Source organism: Methylobacterium sp. 275MFSha3.1 (assembly GCF_900108435.1).
GTDB lineage: Bacteria > Pseudomonadota > Alphaproteobacteria > Rhizobiales > Beijerinckiaceae > Methylobacterium.
The window spans coordinates 81,765-94,724 of record NZ_FNWP01000009.1 but is presented as its reverse complement, the minus strand read 5'-3'; the positions used below and the strand labels follow the sequence as shown (position 1 = coordinate 94,724).

Genomic DNA, 12,960 nt, shown 5'->3' with positions numbered 1-12,960 from the left:
TCCGATCGATCGTGTTGCGTAGCGGAGCTGTCGGATGGTGCGGGATAGGGACAAGCGGGCCGACCCCGAGACGCGCCGGGACGAACTGCTGAAGGAAGTCTCCGAGATCGGCCGGCCCGACGCCTACGTCCTGCACGAGGTCATCCGGCTCGAGGGCGACGAGGAGCTGCGCCGCCACGGCCTCGCGCTGTTCCTCTCGGCCTTCGCGGCCGGGCTCAGCATCGCCCTGTCGCTGATCGTGCCGGGCGTGCTGCGAAGCCATCTCCCGGAGACGGACTGGGCCAAGATCGTCGGCTCGATGGGCTACGCGGTCGGGTTCCTGGTCGTCGTCCTCGGGCGCCAGCAGCTCTTCACCGAGAACACCATCACGCCGATCCTGCCGCTCCTGCACGACCGCTCCGTGAAGACGGCGCTCCGCGTCGTCAGGCTCTGGATGATCGTGCTGTCGGGCAACATCCTGGGCACGCTCGCGATCGCGACGGTGCTGGCCTATTCGGGCGCCTTCGAGCCGCCGGTCCTCAGGGCCTTCGCGGAGATCAGCCACGACGCCATCGCGCACGGGTTCTGGGCGACCTTCGTCAAGGCCGTCTTCGCCGGATGGATGATCGCCCTGATGGTCTGGTTCCTGCCGGCCACCGCCAGCGCGGCGCCGTTCGTGATCCTCCTGATGACGTGGCTGGTCGCGCTCTGCAGCCTCGCCCACATCGTGGCCGGCTCCGTCGAGGCCTTCTACCTCGTGGTCACGGGCGCCGCGTCGCTGCACGATTACGCGGTGAAGTTCTTCCTGCCGACGCTGCTCGGCAACACGTTCGGCGGCGTGGCGCTGGTGGCGGTGCTGAACTACGGGCAGGTCGCCCCCGAGGTCGAGGAGACCAAGGCGGTCGAGGGCGAGCGTCCGGACTGAGACCGAGAACTCGGGCCGAGGACCGGGCAGCCGGGCGGCACCGCGCGTTGCCCGCGACGCCGGATCCGCGCCGGCCGCCTCAGTCGAGCCGCACCGGCGGGCTGATCAGGTGGTCGAGATCGTCGAGGACCCAGGTCATCGTCCCGCGCAGCGGCCCGTAGAGCCCGATCTGGTGCTGCCGGTAGAGGAGGTCGTGCGTCAGCCGCGCCGAGAGCCCGTTCAGGCGCCCGCCGCCGAACGTGTAGCGGCCGAGCGTGCCCCAGCCGTTGAAATCCGCGAGCGAGACGATCGCGCCCTTCTCGGCGTAGTGGAACGGAGGCAGGTCCGCGTCGGGCGCGTCCCCGCGGGCCAGCGCGCGGCCGAGATGGCGCGCGAGATGCTGCGCCTGCTGGCGTGCGGCCTGCGCGGTTGCCGGAACGGGGTGGCCGGTCCGGGAGTCGGTGAGGCTGGCGCAGTCGCCGAGGGCGATGATGGCCGGATCCCGGGTCGTGCGCAGGTCCGGGCGGACGACGAGTTGCCCGGCCCGCGAGCGCTCCAGGCCGTCGAGGCCGGCGAGCACGTCCGGCGCCTTGACGCCGGCGGCCCAGACCTTCAGCCCGGCCGGGATGCGGCGGCCGTCCTTCAGGATGAACCCGTCCGCGTCCGCGGCCGTCACCGTCGCGCCGGTCCGGACCTCCACGTCGAGATCCGACAGGGTGCGGGCGGCGGCGCGCGACACCTTCTCGGGGAAGGCCGGCAACAGGCGCGACCCGCTCTCGATCAGCGTCAGGCGCAGGCGCCCCGGCAGGTCGGGCGAGCCGTAGGCCGCGAAGAGGTTGATGGCGTGCTTGAGCTCGGCGGCCAGCTCGACGCCGGTCGCACCGCCGCCCACGATGGCGATCTCCAGCAGGCCGCCGCCGTCGAGCCGGGCCAGGAGATGGCACCGCAGCTGTTCGTGGAAGTGCTCGGCCTCGGTCAGGTCGTCGATGGTCAGGCAATGCTCGGCCACGCCCGGCGTGCCGAAATCGTTGGCGCGGCTGCCGATGGCGAGCACCAGCAGGTCGTAGGCGCGCTCCACTTCCGGAACCCCCTCCGCGGCCTCGACCGCGAGCCGGACGCGCCTGGCCGCCCGGTCGATGCCCACGAGGGCGCCGGGCTGGAACCGGAAGCCGTTGCGGCGCGCCTGGGCGAAGAGATCCACCTTCTGCCGGTCGGCCCGGGCCGTACCCGCCGCGAAGGTGTGCAGCATCGGCTTCCAGACGTGCGAGAGGCTGCGATCGGCGAGGGTGACGTCGGCCCGGCCGCCGCGTCCGAGGCTGGTCGCCACCTCGATCCCGGCGACGCCGCCGCCGACGATCACGATCCGTGGTCTCTCCGCCATGACGTCTCCGCATCCTCTCGGGTCGGGAACGCCGGTCACGGCCTCGATGTTCGCCGCGGCGCGCGCCGATTCCGCCCGGCGTCGGAAGCGCGTCCTGCGCGGCCCGTCCCCCGATCCCGCGCCGGGCGGGATCGGGGGACGGGCCGGCAGGGGCCGTCGACCATGAAAAAAGCCGCCCGGAGGCGGCTTTCGTGAACGTCGCGCTGCTTGCTGCGTCCGGATCAGGAGCGCATGCGGGTCCGCACCTCGCCGAGGCTCGCGCGGATCAGGTTCTGGGCGGCGTCGCCCTGCATCCGCTCGCGCAGGATCGTCTCCGAGACCTTCACGGCGGCCTCCGCGGCGGCGGCGCGGACCTGAGCCTCGGCCTGGGCTTCCGCCTGGGCGATCTTCGTCTCGGCGGCCTTGGTGCGGCGGGCCAGGAAATCGTCCAGCTTGCGGTGGCCTTCCTCGGCGGCGCGCTGGGCCTCCTCGCGGGCACCGGCGACGATCGACTCGGCCTCCTTCTCGGCCTCGGCACGGCGGCGCTTGTAATCGGCCAGCACGGCGGCGGCCTCCTCGCGCAGGCGCTTGGCCTCGTCGAGCTCGTGGCGGACGCGGTTGGCGCGCCCGTCCAGGCCCTTGAGCATCGTCGAGAAGGCGCCGGCCTTCCAGGCGATGCCCATGAAGATGACGAACGCGACGGCGACCCAGAATTCGGCTTCGAGCAGCATCGTGGGATCCCGTCAGTGTGCGGTGGCGTCGAGGGCGCGGTCGAGGCTCGTCCGGTCCGGGGCCTGCCCGGTCAGACGCTCGACGATGGCCGACGCGGCCTCACCCGCGATCGAGCGGACGTTGCCCATGGCGGCCTCGGTCCGCGTGCGGATCGTCGCCTCGGAGGCGGAGAGCTTGGCGTTCAGCTCGTCCTCCAGCGCCTTGCGCTTGGTCTCGGCCTCCGCGGCCAGTTCGTTCCGGGTGGTCTGCGCGATGTCGCGCGCCTTGCCCTGGGCGTCCCGGAGGGCGGTCTCGAAGGCCACGCCGGCGGCATCCGCCTCGGCCTTCATCGCCTGCGCCTGGTCCAGGTCGGCACGCAGGCGCTCGGCGCGGGCGTGCAGGATCGACTGGATCCGCGGCAGCGCGATCTTGTCCATCAGGTAGTAGAGGAGGCCGAAGGCCAGGGCGAGCCAGATCAGCTGCGCCAGGAAACCCGAGGTCTCGAAGGGCGGGAAGGCGCCGGAATGCGCTTCCGTATGCTCGACATGGCCCGGCACGACCTGCGTGTCGGCGCCCGGGGGCGGCGTGGTGAGGGGATTGGGCTGCGCCATGAGACCGCTACACTGACACCGTTCGCTGAGGCCACCGCCGGCGCGGTGACGGACGAAGGCGGACGCCCCGTCGCGGGAGCGTCCACCCGTTCATCGGGCCGGGGCCCGGGAGGAGACCGCGGGGACCGCGGCCTCCGGCGCCGATCAGACGGCGAAGAGCAGCAGCAGCGCGATCAGCAGCGAGAAGATGCCGAGCGCCTCGGTGAGGGCGAAGCCCAGGAGCAGGGTGGCGCGCTGGCCGTCGGCCGCGGACGGGTTGCGAAGGGCGCCGGCGAGGAACTGACCGAACAGGTTGCCGAGGCCGATGCCCGCACCCGCCATGCCGAGGCAGGCGAGGCCGGCGCCGATGTACTTCGCAGCGACGGGATCCATGGTAACTCCTGAGGTCTCTTCAGATCGAAACGTGCGGTGACGTTTGCGGCGGGTGGAGCCGGCCGATCAGTGGCCGGGGTGAAGGGCGTCGTTGAGGTAGATCGCCGTCAGCGTCGCGAAGACGTAGGCCTGAAGCGCCGCAACGAGGAACTCGAGAGCGGTCAGCGCGATCGTCAGGAACAGCGGGAGCGGCGATAGCACGCTCCAGGCGCCCGCGAGAAGGAGCTGGACCACGAAGAACGCGAAGATCTTCATCGCGATGTGGCCGGCCAGCATGTTGGCGAACAGACGGACCGACAGGCTGATCGGGCGCGAGATGAACGAGATCACCTCGATCGGCACCAGGATCGCGAGGAGCGGCTTCGGCACGCCCGACGGCACGAACAGGCCGAAGAAGTGGGTGCCGTGCTTCATCACGCCGAAGATCACCACGGTGGAGATCACCAGCGCGGCGAGGCCGAAGGTGATGATCAGGTGGCTGGTCACCGCGAAGGCGTAGGGGATCATGCCGAACAGGTTCAGGACGAGCACGAACATGAACAGCGAGAACACGAGCGGCATGAACCGCTTGCCGCCGTCGCCCGTCGCCTGGTGCACGGTGTCGGCGATGAATTCGTAGAAGATCTCGGCCAGCGACTGCATGCGGCCCGGAACGACCGAGCGGGACGCGGTCGCCACGATGGTGATGAGCGCGATCACGCCGACGGCGGCGAACATGTAGAGGGCCGACTGCGTGAACGCGAGCTGCTGGTGGCCGATATGGCCCAGCGACACGAGCGGCTTCAGCTCGAACTGATGGATCGGGTCGATCGTGACCGCCATTCCCGCTTCCGCCCTTCTTGTCCGGCGCGCCGACGGGTGTCGGCCGCCCCACATTCCCCACTGACCGGCGCGCCTTATGGCTCCTGCCGATCGCGCCGTCCCGGACGCGCGCCGGCGAAACCCGACGCCCGCATCACGTTGTAGACCCCCGCGACGAACCCCAGCATCAGGAGGACGATCAGGCCCCAGGGCTTCGTCCCGAAGACATGATCGACGATCCAGCCGAGTATGCCCCCCGCGATCACGCCCGCGACGAACTCCGTGGAGAGCGTCATGGCCTGGCCCAGCGAGGATGGCCCGCCGTCCCGAGGGCGCGTGGAATGACCGGGAGCAGCCTGCGGCCGCTTCCGTTCGATCTGCGTCTCGAGACGTCTGAGCCTCGCGGAGAGTTCGCTGTCCGTCGGCGTCTGCTCGGTCCCTCTCCCGTCCCTCGGATCGTCGCCGTTCACGGCTCAAAACTCATCGGGCGGGAGGCTGTGGAACCGGCTGGACACCCCCAGCAAGCGGGGCGCACCATAGTTTCGCCTATCTTGAGTGTCAAGGCGAACCCCATACACCGTAAGTAATTGATTTTAGTTTGGTATTCCAACTTTGTGCGATGCGCCGGAGCCGCGCCGCGCGCGAGGCCCCGGCGGGTCGATCAGGCGCCGATGATCGGCTTGATCACCTTCTCCATACCCTCGACGGTCATCTCGCCGGTGTAGCGCTCGCCGTTGATGAAGAAGGTCGGGGTCGAATCCACCTTGAAGACGTCGAGGCCGCGCTGCTTCACGGCGTTGACCGCGCTGTAGATCTTCTGGTCCTTCAGGCAGGCCTCGAAGGTCTGCTTGTTGTAGCCCGCCTGCCGGAGCATCTGCTCCAGCGCGTCCACGGGCTTCGGCGTGAAGGCCCAGGCCGCCTGCTGATCGAACAGCAGGTCGGTGATCGGGTAGTACTTGGCATCGCCCTGGCAGCGCGCCAGCATGAAGGCCGCGGTGGCCAGCGGGTCGAGGGGGAATTCGCGGAGCGTGAACCGCACCTTGCCGGTGTCGATGTAGCGCTCCTTCAGGGTCGGCCACGTGGTCCGGTGGAAGGCCGCGCAGTGCGAGCAGGTCATCGAGGCGTACTCGATGATCGTGCACTTGGCGTCCGCCGGGCCGAGCCAGACATCGCCGAGGGGGCCCGGCTGCAGCAGGGCCGCCATCTCGGAATTCTGCGCCCGGGCGGGCCGCCCGAGATACGGCAGGGCGAGGCCGGCGCCGAGGGCGAGGCCGGAGAACTTGAGAGCGTCGCGTCGCGTCGTCATCGGGCAGGCTCCGCCGGATTGATCAGTCGTGGCGTCCGGATGCCGGTACTCGGGCGCGACCGTCCTGGCAAGGTGACCGAATCGACCGTTCACCGCTCCGGGCGCGTCGCCACGGCGGCGGTGCCGAGGCGGTCGAGGGCCGCGCGTAGGCCGTCATCGGCGATTCCCGCCACGGCGCGCTGGACCTCGACGGCGGCGGCCGGATCGACCCGCGCGCGGGCGGGCGCCCGGCCGGCGCGCCTGACCCGGTCCTGCTGCAGCACGATCCGGGAGACGCAGGCCCAGCCGTAATGGGCGTTGATCCGCTGGATCACCACCGGCGCGAGATGCTGCAACTCGAGCGCGAAGACGCCCTCGACGCGCACGACCAGCGTGCCGGATTCGGGCGCGGCGGACTCGCTCCGGCGGCGCTTCGGCCATTCCAGCTTGGACGGGCGGCAGTAGCGGGCCAGCCGCTCGCCGACGATCTCCGGCCACGCGGCCAGGATGTCGGTCGAGGCGAAGCCCTGCGCCGCGAAGGCCGGCCCGATGCAACTCTCGATCAGTTCGGCCAGCGGTTTGACGCGCGCCATGGTGGTTCCGGCCCCGTGGATCCGCGAAGGTTAGCGCAGGATGGTTGACGAAGGGAGCGCGCGCCGGCGCTTTCGCCGCCCTATGATCGCCGCGGCGCTCCGGCTATGCAGCGCGACCCCTGTCGACCTGCCCATGCCGCCTCGCCCAGCCACGGATCCTGAAGCCGGTCCCGGACCGCGCGCCGACGACCTGCTCGCCTGGTACGACCGGCATCGGCGGGTGCTGCCCTGGCGGGCGCTCGCCGGCGCGATCCCCGATCCCTACCGGGTCTGGCTGTCCGAGGTGATGCTGCAGCAGACCACCATCGCGGCGGTGCGGCCGTATTTCGAGCGCTTCCTGACGCGCTTCCCCGACATCTTCGCCCTGGCCGAGGCGCCCGAGGAGGCGGTGATGTCGGCCTGGGCCGGCCTCGGCTACTACTCCCGCGCGCGCAATCTGCACGCCTGCGCGAAGGCGGTCGCGGCGGCCGGCGGCCGCTTCCCCGACACCGCCGAGGGCCTGCGCAAGCTCCCGGGAATCGGCGCCTACACGGCCGGCGCGATCGCCGCGATCGCGTTCGACCGGCCGGAGGCCGCCGTCGACGGCAATGTAGAGCGGGTCCTGAGCCGGGCCTACGCGGTCGAGGCGCCGCTCCCGGGCAGCCGGCCGGAGATCCGCCGCCTGACGCAGGCGCTCGTCCCGCAGGAGCGGCCGGGCGACTTCGCCCAGGCGCTCATGGATCTCGGCGCGACGATCTGCACGCCCAAGCGCCCCGCCTGCGCGCTCTGCCCGTGGATGCGGCCCTGCCGGGCGCGGTCGCTGGGCACGCAGGAGACCTTCCCGCGCAAGATCAGGGTCGCCAAGGGGACGCTCCGCCGCGGCGCCGCCTTCGTGGCGATCCGCAGCGGCGACGAGGCGGTGCTGCTGCGGACCCGCGCCCCCGAGGGGCTGCTCGGCAACATGGCCGAGCCGCCGGGGAGCGTCTGGGAGCCGGATTACGACGTGGCCGCCGCCTTGCTGGACGCGCCCCTCGACGCGCGGTGGAAGCGGCTCCCGGGCCTCGTCCGCCACGGCTTCACGCATTTTCCCCTGGAGCTGACGGTGTTCGTGGCCCGCGTCGCGCTGGCGACGCCGGCTCCGGCCGGCATGCGCTTCACGCCGCGCAGCGCTCTCGCGGACGAACCACTGCCCGGCCTCATGCGCAAGGTCCTGGCGCACGCCTTCGACCCGAAGCCGGAGCCCGAGAAGAAGCCGCGCGGGCGCCCGAGGAAGGAACCGCCGCCGATGCCGCTGCTGGCGGCGATGGAGGCGCCGGTCTCGATGCCGGATCCCGAGCCCCGACCGCGCGTGCGGGCCGTCCCGAAGCCCCAGCCGAAGGCGGCGCCGGTGCCGCCGCAGGAGACGGACGAACTGTTCGAAGGCGAGGTCGAGCCATCGCCCGCACCGGCGCGGGCCCGGTCATCGCCGCGGCGGCCGGGGCCGGCCCGGAAGCGGTAGCCGACCGTCATCGCGAGCGCAGCGAAGCGACCCAGGGCAGCGCGACATCTGTCTGCGTGGCGCTGCTGGACTGCTTCGCTCCGCTCGCAAAGACGGTGTGCTGGCTCAGCCGTTGGCCATCGCCTGCCGGAGACCGGCCCGGTAGCTGTCGATCACCACCGGCTTGCCGCCGCGCTCCACGTGCCAGAACGTCCAGCCGTTGCAGGCCGGCAGGCCCTGCACGAGCGCGCCGATCTTGTGGATCGAGCCGATGACGAGGCCGTTGTCGAGCTGGCCGTCCGGGCGCACCGTGGCGCGGAACCGGCGGCGCTCGTCGGTCACGGTCTCGCCGGGGCGGATGTGGCCCGCCTCGATCACCGACAGGAACGGGACCCGCGGCTCGGCGCGCTTGGTCGGCGCCACCATGAGGGCGGCCCTCGACAGGGTCTCCACGGCGGCGATCCGCTCCCGGGCCGCCTCGGCGTAGGTCGCCTCGCGCTCGATGCCGATGAAGCGGCGGCCGAGGCGCTTGGCGACGGCGCCGGTCGTGCCGGTGCCGAAGAACGGGTCGAGCACCACGTCGCCGGGATTGGTCGCCGCGAGCAGCGTCCGGGCGAGCAGGGCCTCGGGCTTCTGGGTCGGGTGGACCTTGCGGCCCTCCGCATCCTTCAGCCGCTCCTCGCCGGTGCAGAGGGGGATGAACCAGTCCGAGCGCATCTGGAGGTCCTCGTTGCCCCCTTTCAGCGCCTCGTAATGGAAGGTGTAGCCCTTCGAGTCGGCCGAGCGCGAGGCCCAGATCAGGGTCTCGTGGGCGTTGGTGAAGCGCTTGCCGCGGAAGTTCGGCATCGGGTTGGCCTTGCGCCAGACGATGTCGTTGAGGATCCAGTAACCGAGATCCTGCAACGCGCTCCCGACCCGGAAGATGTTGTGGTACGACCCGATCACCCAGAGGGTCGCGTTCGGCTTCATCACGCGGCGGCAGGCGGCGAGCCAGTCCCGGGTGAAGGTGTCGTAGGCCTCGAAGGTCGCGAACTTGTCCCAGTCGTCGTCGACCGCGTCGACGCGGCTCTGGTCCGGGCGCAGGAGGCCGGCGTCGCCGAGCTGAAGGTTGTAGGGCGGGTCGGCGAACACGCAGTCGACGCTCGACGCCGGCAAGGCGTTCATGGCCGCGATGCAGTCCCCGACAAGTATCTGGTCGAGGGGCAGAGAACGCTGGGCGGGTACGAGACCCATCCGTGGCGCCGACGCGGGCCGCCCGGCACGCGAGACCTGTTTCCGGGCGACGGCGTCGGCAGCCACGGTACGCGGGGAAGCCATGGCAAACACCGGTTACGCGACTGACCGGCAGACCATGCGCCGGGTACGGTAAAGGTCACGTTGTCGATTTCGCGTCCGGCGCGTCCCGTTCTGGGGCTGCAGATTTTGCCGACCGGGCGCCCGGACAATCCTCCGACAGATTAAGCAACCGTTACCCGGCTGCGCCGCGCCGCCGGGATCGGGCGACAACACTCTATCCCTGCGGGTCACGCGCGGCCGCGGCAGCCTGTGCTTGGGAAACAGCCGCGCACGACAATCATCGTCGTGCCAGGGGCGCCGGGCGGGTCGCGCTTCCACCTCAGCGGGATGCAGGGTCACGCTCCGCGCAAGGCTTAAGAATGATGTCCTATTTTGCATCCTCCCCGACGGAGGCGAGCAGTTCTTGCTGAATACGCAGAACCACACGCCAATGCATCACCCGCAACAAGAGCGGAAATAAACTGAAATAAGCCGCCATGTAATGGGGATGACCAGCGCGAAATCGGCCAAAATGTGACCCCGACAGCCAGAAAAAGCCTGCCATATTCCGGCCCGTTTCGGGCACGACTGGCGCCGCCCCGACAAAAACAATGGGAATGCGTCGAGAATGTCGTTCGGTTTCGGTAAGCTCGTTGTCTCGCTTGGAATGCTGTCCACCGTCGTCGGAACCAGCCTCCCGGCCGCCGCCCAGAGCGGAGCGGCCTCCTGGTACGGGAGCGGCCATCGCACCGCCAACGGCGAGCGTTTCAACCCCAACGGACTGACCGCCGCCCATCGCAGCCTGCCGTTCGGCACCCGGGTCCGCGTCGAGAACAAGCGGACCGGCCGCTCGATCGTCGTGCGCATCAACGACCGCGGTCCGTTCGTGCGCGGCCGCATCATCGACCTGTCGCGCGGCTCCGCCCGCGCCCTCGGCATGGGCGGCGTCAGCTACGTGTCGCTGCAGGTCGTGCACTGACCCTTCACGGGCATCGAGCGCCCCGGCGCGCCTCCGCCCCGCGCGGGCGGGGCGGCCTCCGGGGCGTTGTCTGCCGGACCCGGACGCACCATCTGCTGCCGGGTTCAGCTCGGATCACCCGCCCATGCCCAAGCCCCTCATCGTCGACATCCCGCACGACCTCGGCCGCGACGAGGCCAAGCGGCGCCTGGAGCACGGCACGGATCAGGCGCGGGCCCTCCTGGCCAAGAGCGGAATCACGGTGGACCAGCTCGCCTGGACGGGCGACCGGCTCGATTTCGGCGTGTCCGCGGTGGCGCAGAAGATCGCCGGCACGATCGACGTGGGCGCGGAGAGCGTGCGCCTCGAGGTGAAGCTGCCGTTCCTCCTCGCCCTGTTCGCCGAGAAGATCCAGAAGGTGGCGAGCAAGGAGGGCAACCTCCTGCTGACGAAGAAGTAGCCCTCCGGAACCGGATCCGCCGCACTCTGTTTCTGCGGGACCGGTGCCGCTGTGCACCACCGGTCTCGCGGAGGATGACGGTGCCCGATTTCACGCTCGCCGACCCGGGGCAGGTCCCCGAGGTGCCGCCGCAGCCGACGCCGGTGCCGGACCGCCCCTACGATCCGCCGCAGGCGCCGACCCAGCCGCCCGGGCCGGAGATCCCCGGGAACACCCCGGCGGAGGCGCCGGGCATCCAGCCGCCCGAGATCCCCGTCAACGATCCGGGCGTGCCCGAGATCAGCCCGCCGACGGGACCGGCCAACCCGATCGCCTGACCGGGCGCCGACCGACGGGGGCGGCTCTGTTTGAACAGGCCGCCCCGCGCTGCCATAAGCCGGCCCATGGCCGCTCCCCCGCTCCTCACCCTCCAGGACGTCGCGCTCACCTTCGGCGGTACGCCGCTGATCACGAGCGCAAGCCTCGCCATCGCGCCGGGCGAGCGCACCTGCCTCGTCGGCCGGAACGGGTCGGGGAAGTCGACGCTCATGAAGATCGCCGCGGGCCTCACGGAGCCCGACCGGGGACGGCGCTTCGTCCAGCCCGGCACGACGATCCGCTACCTCGCGCAAGAACCCGATTTCACGGGCTTCGCCACCACCCTGGATTTCGTCGAGGCCGGCCTGCCGCCGGGCGAATCGACCCACCGCGCGCGCTACCTGCTGGAGAGCCTCGGCCTGACCGGCGCGGAGGATCCGAGCAAGCTCTCCGGCGGCGAGGGGCGCCGCACCGCGCTGGCGCAGGCGCTCGCCCCCGAGCCCGACGTGCTGCTCCTCGACGAGCCCACCAACCATCTCGACCTGCCGGCGATCGAGTGGCTCGAGACGGAGCTGAAGGGCACCCGCGCGGCCCTCGTGCTGATCAGCCACGACCGGCGCTTCCTCTCGGCCCTGTCGCGGGCCACGATCTGGCTCGACCGCGGCGAGACCCGCCGGATCGACCAGGGCTTCTCCAGCTTCGAGGCGTGGCGCGACGCCTTCTTCGAGGAAGAGGAGCGGGACCAGCACAAGCTCGACCGCAAGATCGCCGCCGAGGAGCACTGGCTGCGCTACGGCGTCACCGCGCGGCGCAAGCGCAACGTCCGCCGCCTCGGCAACCTGCACGAACTCCGGCAGAACCGCCGCGAGGTGCGTCGCCCGGTGGGCAGTGTCAGCATGCAGGCCTCGGACGCGGAATCTTCGGGGAGCCTCGTCGTCGAGGCCCGCGACATCGCGAAGAGCTACGGCGAGCGCAGGATCGTCGACGGGCTGTCCCTGCGGGTGATGCGGGGCGACCGGCTCGGCATCGTCGGGGCGAACGGCGCGGGCAAGAGTACCCTGATCAACCTGCTGATGGGCCGGCTCGCGCCGGATGCCGGGCAGGTGGTGCTCGGCACCAACCTGCTGCCGGTGGTGCTCGATCAGGCCCGCGCCGTGCTGGAGCCCGGGATGACCGTCACCGACGTGCTGACCGGCGGCCGCGGCGACAGCGTCACGGTGAACGGCCAGAGCCGCCACGTGATCGGCTACCTCAAGGACTTCCTGTTCACGCCCGAGCAGGCGCGCACGCCGGTCTCGGTTCTCTCCGGCGGCGAGCGCAACCGGCTGCTGATCGCCCGGGCCCTGGCCCAGCCGGCCAACCTCCTCGTCCTCGACGAGCCCACCAACGACCTCGACCTCGAGACCCTCGACCTGCTCCAGGAGATGCTGGGCGACTACCAGGGCACGCTGATCCTAGTGAGCCACGACCGCGACTTCCTCGACCGCGTGGCCGGCAGCGTGCTGGTCTCGGAGGGCGCCGGCCGCTGGGTCGAGTATGCCGGCGGCTACAGCGACATGCTGGTCCAGCGCGGCCAGGGCGTCGAGGCGCGGACCGTCGCGCCGAAGGCGAAGGAGTCGCGCGAGCGCGCCGCCGCGCCGGCCGCCCAGCCGTCGGGCAAGCCCAAGCTCGGCTTCAAGGACCAGCACGAATTGAAGACCCTGCCGGCCCGCATCGAGAAGCTGGAGGCGGCGATCGCCCAGCTCCGCACGATCCTCGCCGACCCCGAGCTCTACGCCCGCGACCCCGCCCGGTTCGACAAGGCCTCGACCATGCTGGCCCAGGCCGAGACCGAGCTGTCGCAGGCGGAGGACCGCTGGCTGGAACTGGAGATGCTTCAGGCGGGATGAGACCCGCCG

At 71.0% G+C, this 12,960-nt stretch carries 15 protein-coding genes; 6 read left to right on the top strand and 9 right to left on the bottom strand.

Annotation, left to right across the window (positions count from 1 at the left end; translation table 11 throughout):
- The first annotated feature begins 34 nt into the window (after positions 1–34).
- The gene (locus BLW78_RS12520; RefSeq protein ID WP_091679928.1) at positions 35–904 is read left to right on the top strand and encodes a formate/nitrite transporter family protein; all 870 of its coding nucleotides are present in this window, start codon (positions 35–37) and stop codon (positions 902–904) included.
- A gap of 79 nt (positions 905–983) precedes the next feature.
- On the opposite strand, the gene BLW78_RS12515 is transcribed toward BLW78_RS12520, so the two are convergent.
- From BLW78_RS12515 to BLW78_RS12480, 8 genes are all read right to left on the bottom strand, one after another.
- Positions 984–2,264: an NAD(P)/FAD-dependent oxidoreductase gene (locus BLW78_RS12515; protein WP_091679925.1), complete on the bottom strand. Its 1,281-nt coding sequence runs from the start codon at positions 2,262–2,264 to the stop codon at positions 984–986.
- A 221-nt stretch (positions 2,265–2,485) separates the two neighbouring features.
- Complete coding sequence (locus BLW78_RS12510; RefSeq protein WP_170855147.1) at positions 2,486–2,971, bottom strand: F0F1 ATP synthase subunit B family protein; 486 nt, start codon at positions 2,969–2,971, stop codon at positions 2,486–2,488.
- A gap of 15 nt (positions 2,972–2,986) precedes the next feature.
- Entirely contained in the window at positions 2,987–3,565 is a 579-nt protein-coding gene (locus BLW78_RS12505; protein WP_020093395.1) for a F0F1 ATP synthase subunit B family protein, read from the bottom strand.
- Positions 3,566–3,709: 144 nt separating this feature from the next.
- Positions 3,710–3,937 carry a F0F1 ATP synthase subunit C gene (locus BLW78_RS12500; protein ID WP_007566773.1) on the bottom strand — a complete coding sequence of 76 codons (228 nt, stop codon included), beginning with the start codon at positions 3,935–3,937 and terminating at the stop codon, positions 3,710–3,712.
- A 66-nt stretch (positions 3,938–4,003) separates the two neighbouring features.
- Positions 4,004–4,759 carry a F0F1 ATP synthase subunit A gene (locus tag BLW78_RS12495; protein WP_020093394.1) on the bottom strand — a complete coding sequence of 252 codons (756 nt, stop codon included), beginning with the start codon at positions 4,757–4,759 and terminating at the stop codon, positions 4,004–4,006.
- 74 nt (positions 4,760–4,833) lie between these two features.
- The gene (locus BLW78_RS12490; RefSeq protein ID WP_056525259.1) at positions 4,834–5,208 is read right to left on the bottom strand and encodes an AtpZ/AtpI family protein; all 375 of its coding nucleotides are present in this window, start codon (positions 5,206–5,208) and stop codon (positions 4,834–4,836) included.
- A gap of 191 nt (positions 5,209–5,399) precedes the next feature.
- Positions 5,400–6,044: a DsbA family protein gene (locus BLW78_RS12485; protein WP_020093392.1), complete on the bottom strand. Its 645-nt coding sequence runs from the start codon at positions 6,042–6,044 to the stop codon at positions 5,400–5,402.
- An 89-nt stretch (positions 6,045–6,133) separates the two neighbouring features.
- Positions 6,134–6,616, bottom strand: coding sequence for a DUF721 domain-containing protein (locus BLW78_RS12480; protein ID WP_091679922.1), 483 nt, complete (start codon positions 6,614–6,616; stop codon positions 6,134–6,136).
- A gap of 133 nt (positions 6,617–6,749) precedes the next feature.
- Here BLW78_RS12480 and mutY point away from each other — a divergent pair, with 133 nt between their 5' ends.
- Positions 6,750–8,093, top strand: a complete 1,344-nt coding sequence (mutY, locus tag BLW78_RS12475) for an A/G-specific adenine glycosylase (RefSeq protein ID WP_091680177.1) — start codon at positions 6,750–6,752, stop codon at positions 8,091–8,093.
- Positions 8,094–8,198: 105 nt separating this feature from the next.
- Here the strand turns inward: mutY and BLW78_RS12470 are convergent, their stop codons facing one another.
- Complete coding sequence (locus BLW78_RS12470; RefSeq protein WP_280142461.1) at positions 8,199–9,389, bottom strand: site-specific DNA-methyltransferase; 1,191 nt, start codon at positions 9,387–9,389, stop codon at positions 8,199–8,201.
- 586 nt (positions 9,390–9,975) lie between these two features.
- Here BLW78_RS12470 and BLW78_RS12465 point away from each other — a divergent pair.
- The 4 genes from BLW78_RS12465 to BLW78_RS12450 all read left to right on the top strand — a co-directional run bounded on the left by BLW78_RS12465 (position 9,976) and on the right by BLW78_RS12450 (position 12,951).
- Positions 9,976–10,326 (top strand): septal ring lytic transglycosylase RlpA family protein, encoded by a 351-nt coding sequence (locus BLW78_RS12465; protein ID WP_020093388.1) that lies wholly within the window; start codon positions 9,976–9,978, stop codon positions 10,324–10,326.
- A gap of 124 nt (positions 10,327–10,450) precedes the next feature.
- Positions 10,451–10,765: a polyhydroxyalkanoic acid system family protein gene (locus BLW78_RS12460; RefSeq protein WP_020093387.1), complete on the top strand. Its 315-nt coding sequence runs from the start codon at positions 10,451–10,453 to the stop codon at positions 10,763–10,765.
- Positions 10,766–10,845: 80 nt separating this feature from the next.
- Positions 10,846–11,082 carry a hypothetical protein gene (locus BLW78_RS12455; protein WP_026604965.1) on the top strand — a complete coding sequence of 79 codons (237 nt, stop codon included), beginning with the start codon at positions 10,846–10,848 and terminating at the stop codon, positions 11,080–11,082.
- A gap of 66 nt (positions 11,083–11,148) precedes the next feature.
- Positions 11,149–12,951, top strand: coding sequence for an ATP-binding cassette domain-containing protein (locus BLW78_RS12450; RefSeq protein WP_091679917.1), 1,803 nt, complete (start codon positions 11,149–11,151; stop codon positions 12,949–12,951).
- The last annotated feature ends 9 nt before the right edge of the window (positions 12,952–12,960 follow it).

Coding starts and splice junctions, on each gene's coding strand:
- BLW78_RS12515 (WP_091679925.1), bottom strand. CDS start 2,264: ATGGCGGAGAGACCACGGATCGTGATCGTCGGCGGCGGCGTCGCCGGG.
- BLW78_RS12520 (WP_091679928.1), top strand. CDS start 35: ATGGTGCGGGATAGGGACAAGCGGGCCGACCCCGAGACGCGCCGGGAC.
- BLW78_RS12495 (WP_020093394.1), bottom strand. CDS start 4,759: ATGGCGGTCACGATCGACCCGATCCATCAGTTCGAGCTGAAGCCGCTC.
- BLW78_RS12465 (WP_020093388.1), top strand. CDS start 9,976: ATGTCGTTCGGTTTCGGTAAGCTCGTTGTCTCGCTTGGAATGCTGTCC.
- BLW78_RS12460 (WP_020093387.1), top strand. CDS start 10,451: ATGCCCAAGCCCCTCATCGTCGACATCCCGCACGACCTCGGCCGCGAC.
- mutY (WP_091680177.1), top strand. CDS start 6,750: ATGCCGCCTCGCCCAGCCACGGATCCTGAAGCCGGTCCCGGACCGCGC.
- BLW78_RS12470 (WP_280142461.1), bottom strand. CDS start 9,389: ATGGCTTCCCCGCGTACCGTGGCTGCCGACGCCGTCGCCCGGAAACAG.
- BLW78_RS12500 (WP_007566773.1), bottom strand. CDS start 3,937: ATGGATCCCGTCGCTGCGAAGTACATCGGCGCCGGCCTCGCCTGCCTC.
- BLW78_RS12480 (WP_091679922.1), bottom strand. CDS start 6,616: ATGGCGCGCGTCAAACCGCTGGCCGAACTGATCGAGAGTTGCATCGGG.
- BLW78_RS12450 (WP_091679917.1), top strand. CDS start 11,149: ATGGCCGCTCCCCCGCTCCTCACCCTCCAGGACGTCGCGCTCACCTTC.
- BLW78_RS12505 (WP_020093395.1), bottom strand. CDS start 3,565: ATGGCGCAGCCCAATCCCCTCACCACGCCGCCCCCGGGCGCCGACACG.
- BLW78_RS12485 (WP_020093392.1), bottom strand. CDS start 6,044: ATGACGACGCGACGCGACGCTCTCAAGTTCTCCGGCCTCGCCCTCGGC.